Here is a 12,935-nt window from a genome sequence, read left to right on the forward strand (position 1 = left end):
GTCTCTTGTATTTGCATAGCTGCTCTGTATTTCTCTAATAAAGCTGATCATCCTTCTCCGTATTACAATCACTGTATTCATTCAGGAGCGCATCCAGCTTCACCGATTGGCGGAGTACCCGGACATCCTGCATCCCGTACTCCAAGGCCAGTTTGTTCAGTTCCTGTCTTGCCTGTTCAATCTTGTCCTTGTATTCGTCATTCCCCATAGCGGCCCCCTTGTAGGATGAGGCTGTATCAAGCCATTTCCACTCTTTTACTAAAGTTCCAAACACATTGTATTCTATAATCCGCTAGGGGTCAATTAAGGGTTTGACATGACAGGTTATTTCAGCAGCCTCGTCAGCTTATGCAGCGTCCAGCCCAGCATCGCTACCGCCATCATATCGAAGCAGACATTGAACAGGAACAGATGCTTGCCGATATCCGCGCGCCCGTCACCGAGGATCGGAACCAGGAACGAGAACAGCCCGATCAGTCCCAGCAGCATCATCAATTCTCCGGCAATCCGCCCTGCCGCCTCCCGCGTACGGAAGTATTGATAGAACACTCCGGCGTAATACACTAGATAGAAAATAACCAGGAACCCGAGGGAATGGGGCAGATGCTTGTTCTTGAGCTCGCTCCACCCGCTGTACATTCCTGCTACCGCGCCCGCAGGCTTGCCTTCGCTTTTCTCATAGCTTCCGAGATAGTAGGGACGGATGGACATGCTGTTAGCAGCCGCATACTTCATATTCTCTATTAACCGGCTGGGATGCTTCATATAAAAGAAAAGCACATCCTTATGCGATACACGGTCATAGAAATCCGGCCCCAGCGATGGATCATCCTGCTTGATCGCCGTATCCCCCTGGAAATAATTCGTCCCCGCCAGTACCTCGAGGCGCTCCGGCAGCCCCAGGTCGCGCAGATCGCCGCGCACATCCGGAGATTCGTTCAGTATGCCGAAGAACACCGTCTGATACAAGTTGATATGCTTAAGTTCCTTCGGCGCTGTCACGTACATAATCACTGATACCAGCGCTGTAGCCACCCCAAGCCCAAGTGCCAGCTTGCGCCAGCTGCCTGTTCCATGCAGCGTCCGCAGGCGCAGGAAGATCAGCGCGAAGGCGAGGCCGACCGGGGCATTCTGGATTTTGGAGCAGATCAGGAACAGCACGGCCACGAAGAACAGCGTAAGGCCTTTGGAGGACGGCTGCTCCTGCCCGGTAAGCCTCAGACCCAGCGCGAACGTAAGCAGCATGAAGACCATCGACACGGGTTCGCCGAACAGAGAGTTGAAATAAGCCAGATAGCCGATATCGTAGAACACAAACAGCATTCCCGCACCCAGCAGCAGGCCCGTGGCATAGGAGCTCTTCGCACCCAGCTTGACGATCATCCACGTGGCAGCCAGCAGCAGCACTGCATATACCACTGCCAGAAGACGGATATCGAAGTAGCTGCCGTGAAATATGCCCGCAAGCAGCCTTGGCACCAGCACCAGCAAAATTTGCGAGGACGGATAGAAGCCCTTGAACAGATCATCATAAGCAAACTTAGAATGACTATAGCTGAAGAAGCGGTCGGCATAGTCCTCCCCGGCATCAAAATAATTCAGTCCGACCGTATTCATCATCCGCAAAAAATCGCCGTTATCGGCAACGCCCGTGAAGGGCCGCACGAACAACAGATAGAGGATCAGCACAGCGCCGGCCAGCGAGATGAGGTATTCGGGTTTCCATAGTCTTTTCATAACATTCTCCTAACGCTGCGGAAGCAGCTTCACATATTCATCAGATAAGCCCATCAGCTTCAGGATGTAGTCGTAATCACTCTGATAAGCACTGAAGTCCTTGACCGGCTCATGCGTATCCAGCGAGACCGCCACACCGTCCGCGAAGCCCTTACCCGGCACGAACAACACTTTATCATTGAAAAAAGAGCCTGTCGGCAAATAATAGCGCATGCCCACCACGTTGCGGTCCACATTCAGCAAATCATGCCCGAACGCCGTGAACCCTTCGTCCTTCAGCGATACCCCGAGCAGATTGGCTACCGTCGGCAGCACATCCAGCTGTCCGCCGGTCCGCTCAACAACCTGTCCCTGCTTCATACCGGGCACGTGGATCACGAGCGGAATGTTGAACCGGCTGATCCGGTCATCATACTTGATGCCCAGCGCGTCCTCCACCTGCTCCGCCGGGACGTCCTTCGGCTGCAGGCCGAAATGGTCACCGTACAGCACCAGCACGGTATCCTCCCACATGCCCTGCTGCTTCAATCCGTCAATCAGTGTGCCTATCGCATAATCCGTATAGTTCACCGCGCTCAGATAATCGCCAAGCATCGTGCCCTGGAGCTTGTCCGGCACCTGAATGCGGCGGAAGCTGTCCGGCACCTTGAACGGATGATGGCTGGAGGCCGTCACCAGCTGGGCGTAGAAAGGCGTGCCCTTCTGATGCAGCACCGCCAGCTTCTCCACGGCAGTAGCATAGAGCTGCTCATCGGAAGCCCCGAACGAATTGAAATGGTCATTTTTGAAGGAGCCCTTGTCATAGTAGCCGTTGAAGCCAAGCGCCGGATAGAGCTCATTCCGGTTCCAGAAGCCCACCTTGTTCACATGGAACGTGTACGCCTCATACCCCTTATCCCGCAAAAGCCGCGGCAGTCCCGGCAGCTCCCGGTCCCCGAAGCCTGTGGACATGGCCAGCGAAGCGATCGGATAGATCGAGGTGTTGCTCATGAATTCCGCATCCGAGGTATTGCCCGGACCTACCTGCTGATACACATGCGGGAAATAGAAGCCCTCTCCGGCCAGACCATTCAGCACCGGGGTCAGCTCCTGACCCTCCAGTGACTGATGCAGCGGGAAATTCTGGAACGCCTCCAGTTGGATGATGATGACGTTTTTCCCTTTTTGCGATCCGAAATGCTCCGGCAGACCGCCTGTCACAGCCTTGTATGGATAGGTAGCCTCCAGTGACTTCACCTTGGCTATCGTCTCCTGAAGATCACCGGTCCCGATGAGGCCGTTATCCTCCCGGGCCTTGATCGCTGCCACCACCTCATAATTCAGGAATCCGGCCGTCTCCGCCTGAACCAGCTCATTGGTAATTCCCCGGGCCGAATGAATCGAATACGCCGACAGCGAGCCGCCCCCTATGATTGCCACCAGCAGCAGCACCAGATAGATGCTCCGGGATCTGCGTGCAGGCTGGCTGCCCCGCTGCCAGCGCATAGGGCCTCTTTTCCATCTGCGGAAGAGCGAATAAATTATCACTATCAGCAGATCGGCAAAAAACAGATAATCGACCCACTCAATCGTAGATTCCACACTCTCTTTGACCTGAAAGACCTGGTTCAGCTCATAGAGCGCCAGATAGGTAGGCACCGAGCCGAAGTGATTGAAGTACACACTGGCCGCGAAGAGCAGCAGCGACAATAGGCCATTGAAGGTCCAGAAGACCCCTTTTCTCATCCGCCGAGGCGTAATTACAGCCAGCACACCCAGCAGCAGGAGCACCGGCGCCAGATCGGCAGCGATCCACTCCCAGGCAATCCGGTCAAAGAACAGCCCTCTCAACAGCAGCAGCTTCAGCCACAGCAGTCCCGCCACGATATAGAAATGCGCCTGCGCAGACGCAGGTTTGCCCTCTCTCATTGCCATCCCCTCTTACTCTCTTCATTAATAGTGGTTTAAAATTAATTCCTTATTTCTGTAAAAAGCTCACGTTGCTCTAGTATAGCAATACTTGTAAAGGGAATCAAAAGAGGGCCACCCTATTAAACAACTGAGCGGGAGAAAAGGTTCATTAAGGTCATTATCATTATCCGGACAAAAAAAGCAGAGGCGCGAAGTCCCCTGCAAGGATACAAATTGAATCTGAGATGCTTCTGGTCCAGGCTGCAATCATGCCTCCGGTCACTATAGTCAGTTTGTCTGGAACAACTGGCATGGAGCCCCTACCGCTCAGGATAGCCGCGCGCTGCCCAGTAATCTTTTAATCGAAAGGTTCGCTTCATGGAGCACGACTTCCTTGTCGATGGTCTTCAGCAGCCCTGTGTGCATAAGAATCTCACCGTCAACCATCGTTGTCTCCACATCGGCACGGGTGGCCGAGTAGACAATCCGCGAGATCGGGTCCACATCATAGGAGGGGAAGGTATGGAAATTATAGAGGTTAAGGATAGCCAGATCTGCCTTCTTGCCGACCTCGATGCTGCCGATCTGATCCTCCATCCCGACCGCCTTCGCCCCCCCGATGGTCGCCATCCGAAAGACGCTCCGGGCATCCATCGTAGTCGGGCCATGCGCGGGCTTTTGGATGACTGCTGCCAGACGCATCTCGTTGAACATATCCAGGTTATTGTTGCAGGGCGCGCCGTCTGCACCCAGGCTGAGGTGAATATGGTCATGTAACATACCAGGCGTATCAGCAATGCCGGAGGCCAGCTTGAGGTTCGAGCCCGGACAGTGGCTGACATGAACACCGCGGTCCCGCAGAATCCGCTTTTCCTGCTCATCCAGCCAGACACAGTGAGCTAGAATCAGACGTTCGTTAGCCAGCCCCAGGTGATCCAGATAGACGACATTGCGCATACCGGTCATCGCCTGCACAAGCTCGATCTCGCCCAGATTCTCGGAAGCATGGGTATGCACCTTCACCCCGTAACGGGCCGAGAGGCTCTGTACCTCCCGCAGCAGCGGCTCCGTACAAGAAATGACAAACCGCGGGGAAAAAGCATACTGAATCCGGCCATTCGCATATCCGTTCCATTTCTCCAGCAGATCCACACTCTCCTGCAGCGAAGCCGCCGTCTCCTCCTGCAGGGCCGCCGGTGCATCGGGGTTCTTCCGGTCCATCATGACCTTCCCTGACAACGCGCGGATACCGCTCTTCGCAATCGCCTGGAAGGCATAATCCGTATGATGTACCGTCTCCATATCCACGATGGTCGTTGTGCCGCTGGTGATTAATTCCCCAATGCCGAGCATGGCAGAATAGTACAGGGACTCCTCGTCATGCGCCGCCTCCAGCGGCCAGATCCGCTTGCGCAGCCAGTCCATCAGCTCCAGATCATCCCCTTTGCCGCGGAACAGCGTCTGGCACAGATGAATATGCGTCTGGATAAAGCCGGGGATAACCGTCCGGTTCTTAGCGTCTATGACAAGTTCATCCCCATTCCCTTCAAGGCCGGTGCCAATCTCCACAATCAGATCGCCCTTGATACGGATATCGCCATATATAATGTCCTCCTGCTTGTTCATCGTAATAATCTCCGCATGCTTGATCAGGATATTCGCCATTGTCTTCTCCCCCTAGTCTTGTTGATATCCGGCTGCCTGTAACACAAAAAGGCCACAAAAATATGCCTCAGCATATTTTCGTAGCCAGAAATTTACGGTTCCCGGTAGAGACCCTTAAACCAATTATTAAGGATATACGAAAAGGACTATTCCAATGCTTATGAATAATCCCATCATAATTGAAAGACAACTTTCCTGTCAATAAGAGTTATTAAAGTTAACACAAATATTCGATAAAGTGAGTTTAGGGCATGAATCAACATTTTAACAATAGAAAATCAGACTTCAATGTAATGTTAACTCACTTGATCGGAAGTTATCTCTCCATATTCTCTGGCAGCACCTTCTCAAACACCGGAAAAGCAGCGGTACGGCCGGGAAAACAAATCTCGCCTCTCTGCGAATACCCGAGCGAAGGATACAGCTTAAGCACCCTGTCATTCTTCGCATATGTATCAAGCCGGATGCTTCTATGCCCGCTGCTGCGGGCGAATTCCTCGGCAAAGGCGATCAGCCGCCGGGCAATCCCTCTGCCCTGAATCTCGGGATGTACCGCGAGCCGGTGCATGATCAGATGCGGCCCCTGCTGCTGTTCCCATTCAATGCCTGCATATTGCTCCGCCTGGTTCTCATCCAGCACAAGAATCCCGGCAATCGCCTCATGCTCCAGGCAGACAAATAAGGTGCCCTTACCGATATCTTCACTAATGACTTCCCGGTTAGGGTACCCTTCATCCCATTGATCGCTTCCGCCTGCCTGCATAACTTGTACACATTCGGCAATCAGATTCATAATCTCCTGGATTTCCTCACTCCGCGCTCTTCGTATCTCATTACCCATCATGTGTGTTCCCCGCTTTCCTGCCTGAATAGTGACCCCGGTAAAGATTCTGTTAAGAAGTCTACCATATCCGGCCGGAAATTCCGAGAGCCCGCCTTATCCCAAAGTTCCCCATGTGCTATAGGGGCGGCGCAATATGCGCCAGCCCCTATATAACCGCAGCCCTGGTCCGCTGCTGTTCCTGCGGCTCTGTCAGCCAAGCTCCAGCTTATGCCCGTCCTCGAAGCCCTTGGCGAAACCGGCGTCGAACCCCACGTTGTATGCTTCGGTGTAGCCCTGCTGATAGGCGTCTCCCGGCGGCAGTTCCGGCGGGACGCCCAGCTCCGGGGGGAGCGGAATCACCTGCGGCACCAATGGTGTTTCGATTGCCGGTATGACCTGCACAGCGCGCACCCTGCGTAACCGGCGGCGTAGCCTTCTTTTTTTGCGCAGCTGCAGGGATTTCTTCCCCGGCTTACCGGGCAGACCCTTGCGCGATTTGCGTCCGGGACCTTTGCGTATCCGTGTCTTCCGCGACAGCAGCGGTCTGCGTCTCTTGCCCTTGCCCGTGGAACCAAGCTTGCCCAGTCTCTTTCTCTTCATCATCTACGCCTCCTGTACTTCATCTACTTCTGGCGGTCCCCTCTGAGCAGACCTTGCTCAGCCAGGGGGCTGCAGGCACTCCTTCTTTGGGCTCATGCAGCGAAATACCGGATATCATCCGGCACATCGAACTCTGGTACCCGCTAAGAATCCTGATATTGTCGCTCAGCTTGCGGGCTGTCAGCTCCGATTGCCCCGTCACTTCAGCAATACTCTCGAGGATGGCTGCAAGCGCTGCCTGGCTGCGGGCGATCGAGCGGATCATCTCCAGCTTGACGGCGTGTTCGGAGAGCAGCCCGCCGCTCATTTGCTGTCGTCCCCGAAGCTGAAGCCCTCGCCATCCCCGCCGAAATCGCCGCCCTCGTCTTCCCCGCTGCCCAGCACCGCCTTCAGATTGCTGTACAGCCCGTTCTCCAGCTTCGTCAGCCCCTCTACCATTTCCACGATTACCTCGTGAATAGAGATGGATTCCTTCAACTGGTCTTCGTGGGAGTCGAACGCTCTAGCGTGGATATGATGATGGGTCCACTGCTTCACTTTTTCCGCTTCCACCGCTTTGGCCTCGAGAATCATCGCGATGTTCCACTGGATGGCAGCGGTCGACTCCAGCATTTGCAGATATGCCTTTTCTCTGCTCATCCTCCGCCTCCTTGCTCAGATTACACGTTACCCTTACTCTTCTTCCTGACCGTTTAATTCCTTGATGACCCTGCCTACTCCCTCAGCCATCGCCTCTTCGAGATCAGCAAGTGCATTGAGATAAGCAATGATATTTTTGTTGACTTGGCCTGAGCTTTCCACCAGCCCACTGAATCCGCCGAAATCAGGGTCCGCATCCGGCAGATCGTGAACTATTTGCGACATACGGACGGCTACGTGGCGTTCGGCGTCGAGAATCCGTGCCATTTGTTCGTGCGTATGGGCCATGTGCTGCAGGACTTTTGTAATTTTACTCTGCACCTTCATGTCTCCTTTGCTCAAACGCCCTGCTACAGCATATGCGGCATCCGCCTTGACGGTGCCGGAGAAGCGCCGCAAGTTGGGCTGGGACATGTCGCAAGATGACCATTAATTTCAATGTTTGAATCCCCGTGTCCGCTTCCGCTTCAAGGTACGGAGAAGGCTGCATGCTGGAGCATATTGACAAGGGACAGGACGGCAGACTATGCTTGGCTGAAAACACATCCTAATGGTGTATGTCCGCATCTATGTACCCGGATTAGAACTGGAGGCAATCTATGAAACTTACAGGTGAACACCTGGACCTATCTCCTCTGAGCGCACCCGAGCTGGCGTTAGCCTTAGAGAATTACGCCGGGCTGGAGCAGGCGCTGGGCCTGAACGTGACGGCAACCGCAACCCTGATGGACGATGAAGAGATGCGCTATGCGATGCGGGTCAGGCATGCGAAGGTACTACAGGATGAAGAGAATTACTGCTGGCTGACCATGTGGGCCATCATCCACCGGGAGCAGCGGCAGCTCATCGGCTTCCTGATTCTCAAAGGCCGCCCGAACGAGCAAGGAGAGGTCATCGTTGGTTATGTCCTGGACGAGAGATACTGGGGCCAGGGCTATGCCACAGAAGCGCTGCGGCAGATCACCGCCTGGATCTTCAGCCATCCCGGCGCACGCTGGGTCATTGCAGATACCGAGAAGGACAACCTAGCCTCCCACCGTGTCCTGCAGCACCTGGGTGCAGAGCTGTACCGCGAGACCGAGGATTTGTTCTGGTGGAGAATCGCCCGGTCAGCAAGCAGCTGATCGTGATGAGTTGGGTGGCTGCCAAGCTGGGGGCTGCATGCTAAGGGCGATAAGCTGGGGCTCATGCTGAGGCGATAAGCTGCGGACTACGGGCGATAAGTTGAAGGCTGCAAGCTGGAGACTATAAACCCAGGGCTGTATGCTACGGGGGTTAAGTAAAAGGCTGCAAGCTGAAACGGCTGCACTGCCCGCCGGGGGAGTTAGAACCGACTTTCGACCCCTGCGCCCGCTTTCGGCGGATTCAGGGGCATTTGTGCTCTTCATTTCTGCCGAACGCTGACTTTCACCGGATTCAGGGGCATTTGTGCTCTTCATTTCCGCCGAACGCCAACTTTCGCCGGATTCAGGGGCATTTGTGCTCTTCATTTCTGTCGAACGCCAACTTTTGCCCGATTCAGGGGCATTTGTGCTCTTCATTTTAGCCCAGCGCCGACTTTTGCCCGATTCAGGGGCATTTGTGCTCTTCATTTCAGCCGAACGCCAACTTTTGCCCGATTCAGGGGCATTTGTGCTCTTCATTTTAGCCCAGCGCCGACTTTTGGTGAATTCAGAGGGATTTATCCCTCTCCTTCCAGCCGCCAGCCCACTTCCGGCGAATTCTATGGGATTTATCCCTTTAGTTACCTTTTACCACTCAAGTTTCCTTCAATCCTCTTCCTCTTCCTCTTCCTCTTCCTCTTCCTCTTCCTCTTCCTCTTCCTCTTCCTCTTCCTCTTCCTCTTCCTATGTAGACCAACTAATTACTCTTCCCTCTCCCTCTCACCCGCTCTCCCCCCCTTCCACCCCGTTCAATAATCGCCCTCACCTACCAAAAAAAACGCCGCCCCTCAGGGCAGCGTATCTCTCAGCTTATCTCCGGCTTCGCGCAGAGACTGGAAGGTTCCCGCGTCGCTCCACCAGCCTTGCAGCACATCATAGCTTAGCTTGCGCTCGGCAGCATACAGGTTGTTCACATCAGTAATCTCCAGCTCGCCCCTTCTGGAAGGCGAAATCCGGCGGATGATATCGAATACAGCTTCATCGTACATATATATGCCTGTAACACAGAATTTCGTCTTCGGCTGCTCCGGCTTCTCTTCAATGTAAGCAATCAGGGAGGCATCGGCGCTGTCAAACACCGGAACTCCGTATCTGCGCGCATCCTCGACAGGCTTCAGGAGCACCTTCGCGGTACCCGCCGGCTGTTGCAGATAACTCTTCACGTAAGGCTCCAGACTATCCTTGAACAGATTATCCCCCAGCAGCACGACAAACCGTTCCCCCGGCAGGATGAATCCTTCCGCCAGCTCCAGCGCTTCCGCGATGCCGCCTGCCGCCTCCTGGATTTTGTAAGTCAGGGATACGCCAAATTCAGCGCCGCTGCCCAAAAAGTCAGTGTACTGTCCTGCGGACTGTTTGCTGATGACCAGGAGAATATCGGTGATCCCCCCCTGGCGCAGCCGCTCGATCCCGTAGCACACCATAGGGTACTTGCCGACCGGAAGCAAATGTTTGTTCATCAGCCGGGTGAGCGGGTATAGCCTTGTTCCTGTTCCGCCTGCCAGTATGACTCCTTTCACTTACGTTCCTCCTCTTTCTCTACGTCTTTTGCCTTCGGCCAGCGGCCTCAGATGAACTGCGCCGGGTCCACTTGCCATTTCTCTATAAAAAACCTGCGGTTGCGCTCCACCAGCTCCTGCAATGAGGCGGAATAGACCTCCTTGAAGCTGGCGCTGCCTTCATGATGAACCAGGCAATCTCCGGCAATCAGCAGCCGGTATCCCTGCAGCCGGGCACGGTAGCAGTAATCGTCATCCTCATAATGGCCCGGCGAGAATCGTTCATCGAGCAGGCCGATCGCGTCCATAAGCTGTCTTTTGAATAAAAAGCACAGACCTACAAGCCTTCGGGTCTCCACCCACTTCGCTGCATCAGGAATATTGGCCCGGAGTGCCTCGGCATGGAACCCTGCAATATCGGTATAGCCGGTCTGTACCTGCTGCTGTCCGCTGGCATAATTCGTCACCGGTCCGACAATCCCTATATCGGAGGCACTGTACAAAGCGCTCTTCAGATTATCCAGCCAGCCTTGCGACACAATGACGTCATTGTTCAGCAGCAGCAGCTCCTCCCCCGCAGCCAGCTGAAGCCCAATATTGCAGGCCAGCGGAAAACCGCGGTTCTCCGGGAGGGAAATGAACTTCAGCTTGCTGGCACGGCAATAGGCTTCGGTACCATCATCCGAGGCATTGTCCACTACAATAATCTCATAGGCTGACCGGGTATGCGCTCTGATCGATTCGACGCAGGAACGCAGCAGCCCAAGCCTGTTATACGTAGGAATAATAATGCTCGTCATTGTCATAACGCGTTCCTCCAGGCGGCAATCTGCCGGCGGTGCTCCAGCAAATTATCGGCCGACAGCTGCCCGCTGCTCTGCTGGTGGGCAATCACACAGACCAGGGCTTCCGCGTGATCACCGGCAATCAGCTGCTCCATAGCATTCCCGGCACCCGTGTTGCCCTGGCGCAGCCGGTTCTGCTTGATCACATTCACCCCTCCGGCCTTCTCCACCCGCAGGCGGCCCAGAATGGAGAGCGCCAGCGCCCGAGGCGGCACCATCAGCTCGCGGTAGCCGATTCTCTCCAGCGCCCGGCGGGATAAGGCATGCGGAACCGCCGTCATGGAGCTTGCTCCAAGATCAGGGCGGCCCAGAACCTGATTCAGGTAGAGCTTGCAGCGGGTAACCGCATCACTTAGCCCGAAGGGCGGCAGCAGCGGATCAAGGTCATTGAGCGCCACATCCACCCCCCGGTCCACCGCAGCCACAAAAGAGGACAGCTGCCCGGCGGAGATCACCATATCGCCGTCCAGAAACAACAGGATATCTCCCCGGCTAAGCTTGGCGCCAAGAGAACGTCCCACATCATGTCCGGCAGATTCCGGAATGTACACTATACTTGCCTGAGCGCATAGCCGGGTCCGCTGAAAGCTGCGGTCATTACATCCATTGAGCACAACAATAATTTCTTGCGGCTTCAGGCGTTCCACCTGCTCCAACAGCTTCGGCAACGTCTGCTCCTCATTCCTGGCCGAGATAATGACCGACAGCGAACCCTGAGATGCCGGCAGGGACAGGCCCCTACGCCCGGAAGCGGGCTTCCGCTTGGACCGGGAGAGGCCAGGGCCCGCCGCCGCAGGCTTGTTGCGGCGCTTCGCGGACCGCCGCTTAGCTGCGCCTCCACGCACTACTGCGCTGCGTCTGGCGGAGCGGCCTGTAGAGCCGCTGCTTCCAGGAGCAGTACGCCCCGCTGAAGACCGGCCGCTGACGGATACTTCCCGCGCTCCCATCATCTCACCATCTCCCTTCGCCGGATGCCGTCCCCGAAGCCAGCCCGGCCGCCCTTGCGTTCCAGCACCATTGCTACAGCATCCAGGTGGTCTCTGAGGATAGCCTCCTGCAGAAGATCACTGCCGCTGTGCTTCCGGCGGACCGCATTCATCCTGCCCACAGGCACGTTATACACCGCCGTCACAACCAGACCCTCCAGTACTGCCTGCGCATGTGCGAGCGGCGGCCTCGACAGCAGACCGCTGCCCAGAACATCTAGCGCCCTGCGGCTAATCGCATGAGGAACGGCGGTCAAGGAGCAGCCCTTCAGCTCAGACCTTCCGAGCAGAAGATTCAGCACATGCTTGGATAACACCACCGGATGCGGAAATCTGCTGCGGACCGGGCCGGAATAATCATTCAAGGCCAGATCCGCTCCGCCGCTGACCGCGTTCACGAAGGGACGCAGACGCGAGGCGGGGATCACCAGATCCCCATCAGTGAACAGCAGAACCGCTCCCTTCGCCGCCTCCGCGCCTACGCTTCGCCCGACATCGTGTCCGAGCGGCTGTTCATACACAATTACGTTAGCTCCGCAGGAGCGCGCAATATCTGCGGTCTGATCCGCAGAACCGTTAACAATCACAATAACCTCACAGCGGGGATGAACGCCTCTGGCTCCGGCAATCACTGCGGCAATCGTCGCCGCCTCATTCATGGCCGGAATAATAACCGACACCTCAGGCTGCGGATGATTCACCGCAGGCGGCAGTACAGCAGGCCGTACCGGCCTTGCCACCGGCCGCCGTGTTGTCCGGGTTGCCCGCCGCCCCGTGCGGCGGGCAGATGCTCCTTTTCTTTTCATGCTCATCCACCTTCCTTCACAGGGCTGCTCCCGGGCTGAGGGTTACACCATAGTCTATGTATCCCGCCACCCCCGGTAACGGCAAGTGTCTCCCTGAGCGCAGATAATTGGACAAATGCCGCTATGCGCCTCCACCCGGCAATAGGCCACCACAGGAGAGCGCTTACAGGAGGAGGAACACTTCCGATCATCAGCAACAGGAGTATATTAAAGCAGCTACGACACTTCTCCCGGCCTCCCTGCTTGTACAATTAGCAGAAATGAATAGCGTGAAGCCTATAA

At 55.6% G+C, this 12,935-nt stretch carries 14 protein-coding genes and 1 riboswitch; of the genes, 1 reads left to right on the plus strand and 13 read right to left on the minus strand.

The genetic code is table 11. From position 1 onward, the window contains the following. Positions 1 to 34 precede the first annotated feature (34 nt). The 9 genes from NYE26_RS24565 to NYE26_RS24605 form a co-directional block, all read right to left on the minus strand. On the minus strand, positions 35 to 208 hold the full coding sequence (locus NYE26_RS24565) for an aspartyl-phosphate phosphatase Spo0E family protein (protein ID WP_076082320.1): 174 nt from the start codon (positions 206 to 208) through the stop codon (positions 35 to 37). A gap of 116 nt (positions 209 to 324) precedes the next feature. After that, positions 325 to 1,737 carry a hypothetical protein gene (locus NYE26_RS24570; protein ID WP_339250811.1) on the minus strand — a complete coding sequence of 471 codons (1,413 nt, stop codon included), beginning with the start codon at positions 1,735 to 1,737 and terminating at the stop codon, positions 325 to 327. Between the two features lie 9 nt (positions 1,738 to 1,746). Continuing rightward, complete coding sequence (locus NYE26_RS24575) at positions 1,747 to 3,645, minus strand: LTA synthase family protein (protein ID WP_339250813.1); 1,899 nt, start codon at positions 3,643 to 3,645, stop codon at positions 1,747 to 1,749. Between the two features lie 309 nt (positions 3,646 to 3,954). After that, positions 3,955 to 5,292 carry a 5'-deoxyadenosine deaminase gene (locus tag NYE26_RS24580; RefSeq protein WP_209876000.1) on the minus strand — a complete coding sequence of 446 codons (1,338 nt, stop codon included), beginning with the start codon at positions 5,290 to 5,292 and terminating at the stop codon, positions 3,955 to 3,957. A gap of 61 nt (positions 5,293 to 5,353) precedes the next feature. Next, a riboswitch (purine riboswitch) is annotated at positions 5,354 to 5,452 on the minus strand. A 156-nt stretch (positions 5,453 to 5,608) separates the two neighbouring features. Beyond that, a complete protein-coding gene (locus NYE26_RS24585; protein WP_339250816.1) occupies positions 5,609 to 6,136 on the minus strand; it encodes a GNAT family N-acetyltransferase in 528 nt (175 codons plus the stop codon). 189 nt (positions 6,137 to 6,325) lie between these two features. Continuing rightward, positions 6,326 to 6,718, minus strand: a complete 393-nt coding sequence (locus NYE26_RS24590; protein ID WP_155991539.1) for a hypothetical protein — start codon at positions 6,716 to 6,718, stop codon at positions 6,326 to 6,328. Between the two features lie 16 nt (positions 6,719 to 6,734). Beyond that, positions 6,735 to 7,022 (minus strand): hypothetical protein, encoded by a 288-nt coding sequence (locus NYE26_RS24595; protein WP_036701531.1) that lies wholly within the window; start codon positions 7,020 to 7,022, stop codon positions 6,735 to 6,737. After that, positions 7,019 to 7,354 (minus strand): hypothetical protein, encoded by a 336-nt coding sequence (locus NYE26_RS24600; RefSeq protein ID WP_036727122.1) that lies wholly within the window; start codon positions 7,352 to 7,354, stop codon positions 7,019 to 7,021. Before NYE26_RS24600 ends, NYE26_RS24595 begins: the two co-directional genes overlap by 4 nt. 33 nt (positions 7,355 to 7,387) lie before the next feature. Then, the gene (locus NYE26_RS24605; RefSeq protein WP_327196465.1) at positions 7,388 to 7,768 is read right to left on the minus strand and encodes a nucleoside-diphosphate sugar epimerase; all 381 of its coding nucleotides are present in this window, start codon (positions 7,766 to 7,768) and stop codon (positions 7,388 to 7,390) included. Positions 7,769 to 7,953: 185 nt separating this feature from the next. On the opposite strand from NYE26_RS24605, the gene NYE26_RS24610 reads away from it, so the two are divergent. After that, on the plus strand, positions 7,954 to 8,478 hold the full coding sequence (locus NYE26_RS24610) for a GNAT family N-acetyltransferase (RefSeq protein WP_339250822.1): 525 nt from the start codon (positions 7,954 to 7,956) through the stop codon (positions 8,476 to 8,478). A gap of 827 nt (positions 8,479 to 9,305) precedes the next feature. Here the strand turns inward: NYE26_RS24610 and NYE26_RS24615 are convergent. The 4 genes from NYE26_RS24615 to NYE26_RS24630 are packed head-to-tail and all read right to left on the minus strand — an operon-like array spanning position 9,306 to position 12,653. Further along, on the minus strand, positions 9,306 to 10,037 hold the full coding sequence (locus tag NYE26_RS24615) for a sugar phosphate nucleotidyltransferase (RefSeq protein ID WP_339250824.1): 732 nt from the start codon (positions 10,035 to 10,037) through the stop codon (positions 9,306 to 9,308). Between the two features lie 47 nt (positions 10,038 to 10,084). Next, positions 10,085 to 10,822, minus strand: coding sequence for a glycosyltransferase family 2 protein (locus NYE26_RS24620; RefSeq protein WP_339250826.1), 738 nt, complete (start codon positions 10,820 to 10,822; stop codon positions 10,085 to 10,087). Then, positions 10,819 to 11,811 carry a glycosyltransferase family A protein gene (locus NYE26_RS24625; protein WP_245368361.1) on the minus strand — a complete coding sequence of 331 codons (993 nt, stop codon included), beginning with the start codon at positions 11,809 to 11,811 and terminating at the stop codon, positions 10,819 to 10,821. The genes NYE26_RS24620 and NYE26_RS24625 overlap by 4 nt, the downstream gene beginning before the upstream one ends. Next, positions 11,808 to 12,653 carry a glycosyltransferase gene (locus tag NYE26_RS24630; protein WP_339250831.1) on the minus strand — a complete coding sequence of 282 codons (846 nt, stop codon included), beginning with the start codon at positions 12,651 to 12,653 and terminating at the stop codon, positions 11,808 to 11,810. Before NYE26_RS24630 ends, NYE26_RS24625 begins: the two co-directional genes overlap by 4 nt. Positions 12,654 to 12,935 lie beyond the last annotated feature (282 nt).

The organism is Paenibacillus sp. FSL P2-0136, assembly GCF_037975325.1.
GTDB lineage: Bacteria > Bacillota > Bacilli > Paenibacillales > Paenibacillaceae > Paenibacillus_AQ > Paenibacillus_AQ silagei.

What these genes read in the sequence shown, in the direction of transcription:
- NYE26_RS24595 (WP_036701531.1), bottom strand. Translation starts at nt 7,022, where the DNA reads ATGAGCGGCGGGCTGCTCTCCGAACACGCCGTCAAGCTGGAGATGATC.
- NYE26_RS24575 (WP_339250813.1), bottom strand. Translation starts at nt 3,645, where the DNA reads ATGAGAGAGGGCAAACCTGCGTCTGCGCAGGCGCATTTCTATATCGTG.
- NYE26_RS24585 (WP_339250816.1), bottom strand. Translation starts at nt 6,136, where the DNA reads ATGATGGGTAATGAGATACGAAGAGCGCGGAGTGAGGAAATCCAGGAG.
- NYE26_RS24630 (WP_339250831.1), bottom strand. Translation starts at nt 12,653, where the DNA reads ATGAAAAGAAAAGGAGCATCTGCCCGCCGCACGGGGCGGCGGGCAACC.
- NYE26_RS24605 (WP_327196465.1), bottom strand. Translation starts at nt 7,768, where the DNA reads ATGTCCCAGCCCAACTTGCGGCGCTTCTCCGGCACCGTCAAGGCGGAT.
- NYE26_RS24625 (WP_245368361.1), bottom strand. Translation starts at nt 11,811, where the DNA reads ATGATGGGAGCGCGGGAAGTATCCGTCAGCGGCCGGTCTTCAGCGGGG.
- NYE26_RS24610 (WP_339250822.1), top strand. Translation starts at nt 7,954, where the DNA reads ATGAAACTTACAGGTGAACACCTGGACCTATCTCCTCTGAGCGCACCC.
- NYE26_RS24600 (WP_036727122.1), bottom strand. Translation starts at nt 7,354, where the DNA reads ATGAGCAGAGAAAAGGCATATCTGCAAATGCTGGAGTCGACCGCTGCC.
- NYE26_RS24565 (WP_076082320.1), bottom strand. Translation starts at nt 208, where the DNA reads ATGGGGAATGACGAATACAAGGACAAGATTGAACAGGCAAGACAGGAA.
- NYE26_RS24580 (WP_209876000.1), bottom strand. Translation starts at nt 5,292, where the DNA reads ATGGCGAATATCCTGATCAAGCATGCGGAGATTATTACGATGAACAAG.
- NYE26_RS24590 (WP_155991539.1), bottom strand. Translation starts at nt 6,718, where the DNA reads ATGATGAAGAGAAAGAGACTGGGCAAGCTTGGTTCCACGGGCAAGGGC.
- NYE26_RS24570 (WP_339250811.1), bottom strand. Translation starts at nt 1,737, where the DNA reads ATGAAAAGACTATGGAAACCCGAATACCTCATCTCGCTGGCCGGCGCT.
- NYE26_RS24620 (WP_339250826.1), bottom strand. Translation starts at nt 10,822, where the DNA reads ATGACAATGACGAGCATTATTATTCCTACGTATAACAGGCTTGGGCTG.